Raw genomic sequence first — 4,012 nt, 5'->3', positions numbered from 1 at the left:
TTTACTTGGTTACCGAAAATATCATCTAATTGACGAAGACGTTCTGCATTTAAGTCGATAATTGTTACGTCAGCACCCAAACCTACTGCGATTTTCGCTGCGTTTGTACCAGCTTGACCACCGCCGACAATTGTTACTTTGCCGCGTTTTACCCCTGGAACGCCTGCAAGTAAAATACCTTTGCCGCCTTTTGTTTTTTCAAGGAACTGTGCACCGATTTGTGCAGACATACGACCTGCTACTTCACTCATAGGTGCAAGTAGTGGTAAAGAACGATTGTCTAATTGTACTGTTTCATACGCAATTGATACTACTTTCTTTTCAATTAATGCTTTTGTTAATTCTGGCTCTGGAGCTAAGTGTAAGTATGTGAATAAAATTAAACCTTCACGGAAATAACCATATTCGCTTTCTACTGGCTCTTTTACCTTCATAACCATATCTTGATTCCATGCTTCTTCAGCAGTTTCAACAAGTTTTGCACCAGCTTGTACGTATTCTTCATCTGTAAAGCCTGATCCTAAACCTGCACCCTTTTGAACAAAAACTTCATGACCATTGTGTACTAAATGTACAGCACCGGCTGGCGTCATTGCCACACGATTTTCATTGTTTTTAATTTCTGTTGGAATACCGATACGCATTATTAATTCCCCCTTGAGTTATGAAATGACCCCTGAATCATTTTTTAAGCGCTTTCTACGCTCTTATATTCTAACATAATATCTCAATATTTGACAAAAAAATAATGCAAGTTTTCCGATAGATTTTCCCCCGCATTAATACCTGACTGGTGAAGGCTAACCATAAGTAGGGAATGAAACTCACCACTTATGGAAGTTTCACTTTATCTATTTTTGTCGATATCTATGAATAACGTCAACTGCCCCTGTTACTTCAATAATTGTACCCGTAATCATATCGGAATCTTCTTCGCATAAAAATGAAATTGTTCGCGCAATATCTTCACCTGTTCCCGATCTGCCAATTGGTGTTCTGTTATCTTTCATCGTACGTGCCTTTTGAATCGTCGCCTCTTTCATTTCACCAATAATATCTCCTGGACAAACCATATTCGCTGTAATGCCATATTCCGCTTCTTCATAAGCAACTGTTTTCGTTAACGAAACAAGCCCTACCTTTGCCGCAGCGAATGCAGAACGATAAATCCAACCAGGTGCACTATCAGCCCCTTGGAATCCATAGTTGATAATGCGGCCAAAATGTTGTTCCCTCATAATGGGAACGACAAGTTTTAATAAGTGAAATACCGCTGTTAAGTTCCCTTGTATCATTTCATTCCATTCATCTTCTTCATAATCCACTAACTTTTTTCGTTCAAATACATAGGGACCCGCATTATTAATTAAAAAATCAATTTTGCCAAAACGATGAATTGCCTCTTCTACTATTTTATGTAAATCTTCTTTTTTCGTGACATCCGCTTGCACGAACTGTAAACGTTCTTCTATATGTTTATACTTTTCTTTCATTATTGCTACAGCACTCATATCGCTATGATATGTTACTGTTATTGAATATCCTTTAGCTAATAATTTCTCTGTTACTTGCTTCCCTAAACCTTTCGTACCGGCCGTAATGAGCGCGTGTCTCACAAACATGCCTCCTTTTAAATTGCTATAATTCATATGTAACAAGTTCTTGCTACAATTACAACTAAAAAGAATTGAAACAGACTTTTCAAAATTCTGTAACGTTTTTGACAAGCACATTACCATAATTTGTTTTATAATAAAGTTGTAAAGGGTTATAAAAATGATTGGGAGGAATCTACTATGAATAATACATATACAAATATTTTAATTGCGGTGGACGGTTCTAAAGAAGCTGAAAAAGCCTTTAAAAAAGCAATTCAAGTTGCAAAACGTAACAACGCTACATTAACAATCGCTCATATCGTTGATGTAAAAGCATACTCTGCAGTAGAGGCATATAGCCGTGCAATTGCTGAGCGTGCAAATCTATTTGCAGAAGACTTATTAGAAGACTACAAAAAGGTTGCAACTGAAGCTGGTCTTGAAAAAATAGAAACTGTATTAGAATTTGGTAATCCAAAATCTAAAATCTCAAAAGAAATTGCTCCAACACATAAAGTAGATTTAATTATGTGTGGTGCAACTGGTTTAAACGCCGTAGAACGTTTCTTAATCGGTAGCGTCTCTGAACATATTATTCGCTATGCAAAATGCGATGTCCTTGTTGTTCGTGGTGATGAAGAGCACGGTGAGCTTTAATTCATAAAAATAAATAGGGTAGGCAAGAGGAAATCTCTTACCTACCCTATTTTTATTTATACTTTAGGAATTCGATAATCCGGATTATGCTGCTCCCAACCACCTTGTGTATCTACACTAGAATCTCCATCACCATCTACCCATATTGTTCTACCATCAGGTAAAGTTCTTTCATGGGGTGTTACATGATGAGTATTGGGATTTTCCTCCGTTGTATACTCTGCATCAGTTGCTTGTGCTATACTATCACTTTCTACCCCTTCTGCAATTCCATCTGCGCCATCAATTATATCAATAACTCCAACTGAGAAGACGCCTACAGCTGCAACTTTAGCTAATTCTTTTCCTGCTTCTATTGCTTTATCAGTATCTCCCTCTCGTATCGCTTGTACAGTTTCAACTCCCTTTTCTGAAACATGTACAATCCCTTTTCCAATTGTCGTTGCCGTATCTTGGACTGTTCCAATTATCTCTTTATATCCTCGCTTCGCTTGCTGTTTATCGTCAGTAATGAGCCCACCTATAGCATCATACGTCCCATCAGCAATATTCCCAACGATTTCTCCAGTTTTAACAGTAGCTTTATTAACCCCTTTTCCAACATCCTTTATGAAATTACTATTCGTAACTTCTCATACCGCATCCCCTTTAATTAATATTATTATATAAAATTATCGCAATTCTTATTCCCTAACATTAGGTTAACATACATTTTTTAGAAATAGACGGACAAAATATATGTGTTTAGAAAAGGAGGAGTCTTTATGGGAGATCATGAACGTATTATTTTAGATGTAAACGAGCAAGAGATTGAAATGTTAAATACAATATGCTCACACTTTAAAGAAAAACATGGTGTTGAACTAAGCCATGGTGCATTACTTCGAGATTTAATGGATATTGAGTATATTCGAATTACGGAAGATCGACATAAGTATGATTAATCGATGAAACTTTAAGCCTAGAGCATGTTGTTCTAGGCTTAATTACATCCACGCGAAAAATGTTATAATTAGGAAAAAGACGTGTGGAGGATACTTAAACATGAAATCTGAAAATATCGCAAAACATTTTCACACATTGCACCAGCAAAGGTCTCAATTTCTTCCTAAAATACAATCACTATCACAAGAAGAACTATGGTATCGAAATGAAGATGGAAAATGGTCGATCGGAGAGCATGTCTATCACTTATATTTAATTGCTAGAATGCTGAAAGTCGCAATTAAGTTTTCTTTCGTCCTTCTTCCATATGCCAAGATGAGAAGGAATGCTCCATTTGCAACTGAAATACATGACATTTTTGCAGAATTCAAAGAAAAAAAAGGCAGAGGAATGAATGCTCCTTTCATTTTAGTACCACCAAAAAAGATCTATCATTCTATGAATGGAGAAGAATTAGAGCAATTGCTAGTAAACGAAACAAATGCAATACAAGCATTTGTTAAAAATATAGAAGAGGATATCGCAGGGCACATTGTATTTTTGGATCCAATCGCTAAGTATCCTAATCTCATTCAGGCCATTCAACTTTTAGCGATTCATGAGAAACATCACTTTGCAATCATTGAAAATAGCTATAGAATGATGTATGAATGTATATAGTATAGAAGTCTAAAAGTAACCATACACTTTATACCGACCTTTTCTTCCTATATAAATCCATTTTCATTTTTCGGCATCTAAATCCCTGCTATGCAAAATAAAAAGTAACCTACACTCGGTTGCTCTTTCTGCTTTCACCTCGCATGTAGCAG

Annotated in this window: 5 protein-coding genes and 1 pseudogene; 3 read left to right on the top strand and 3 right to left on the bottom strand. The window is 36.2% G+C overall.

Going from position 1 to position 4,012, the window contains the following annotated elements; translation table 11 throughout:
• Window positions 1–644: alanine dehydrogenase (locus COO03_RS22715; protein ID WP_141523144.1), on the bottom strand; the 644-nt coding region annotated here is incomplete at its 3' end.
• A gap of 207 nt (window positions 645–851) precedes the next feature.
• A complete protein-coding gene (locus COO03_RS22710) occupies window positions 852–1,649 on the bottom strand; it encodes an SDR family oxidoreductase (RefSeq protein WP_097899300.1) in 798 nt (265 codons plus the stop codon).
• A 147-nt stretch (window positions 1,650–1,796) separates the two neighbouring features.
• On the opposite strand from COO03_RS22710, the gene COO03_RS22705 reads away from it, so the two are divergent.
• On the top strand, window positions 1,797–2,255 hold the full coding sequence (locus COO03_RS22705) for a universal stress protein (RefSeq protein WP_097899299.1): 459 nt from the start codon (window positions 1,797–1,799) through the stop codon (window positions 2,253–2,255).
• A 56-nt stretch (window positions 2,256–2,311) separates the two neighbouring features.
• Here COO03_RS22705 and COO03_RS28050 read toward each other — a convergent pair.
• Window positions 2,312–2,887: pseudogene (locus COO03_RS28050) on the bottom strand (hypothetical protein); the annotation flags it as partial.
• Between the two features lie 132 nt (window positions 2,888–3,019).
• On the opposite strand from COO03_RS28050, the gene COO03_RS22695 reads away from it, so the two are divergent.
• Window positions 3,020–3,199, top strand: a complete 180-nt coding sequence (locus tag COO03_RS22695; protein ID WP_141523143.1) for a ProA domain protein — start codon at window positions 3,020–3,022, stop codon at window positions 3,197–3,199.
• 100 nt (window positions 3,200–3,299) lie between these two features.
• Complete coding sequence (locus COO03_RS22690; RefSeq protein ID WP_097899297.1) at window positions 3,300–3,860, top strand: DinB family protein; 561 nt, start codon at window positions 3,300–3,302, stop codon at window positions 3,858–3,860.
• Window positions 3,861–4,012 lie beyond the last annotated feature (152 nt).

It is taken from the genome of Bacillus sp. AFS098217 (assembly GCF_002551815.1).
Lineage (GTDB): Bacteria > Bacillota > Bacilli > Bacillales > Bacillaceae_G > Bacillus_A.
Note: the sequence above shows the minus strand (reverse complement) of the source record. Positions and strands in the feature narration are given on the sequence as shown.

Excerpts from the sequence above, each read along its gene's own strand:
- COO03_RS22710 (WP_097899300.1), bottom strand. The coding sequence starts at position 1,649 with ATGAATTATAGCAATTTAAAAGGAGGCATGTTTGTGAGACACGCGCTC.
- COO03_RS22705 (WP_097899299.1), top strand. The coding sequence starts at position 1,797 with ATGAATAATACATATACAAATATTTTAATTGCGGTGGACGGTTCTAAA.
- COO03_RS22695 (WP_141523143.1), top strand. The coding sequence starts at position 3,020 with ATGGGAGATCATGAACGTATTATTTTAGATGTAAACGAGCAAGAGATT.
- COO03_RS22690 (WP_097899297.1), top strand. The coding sequence starts at position 3,300 with ATGAAATCTGAAAATATCGCAAAACATTTTCACACATTGCACCAGCAA.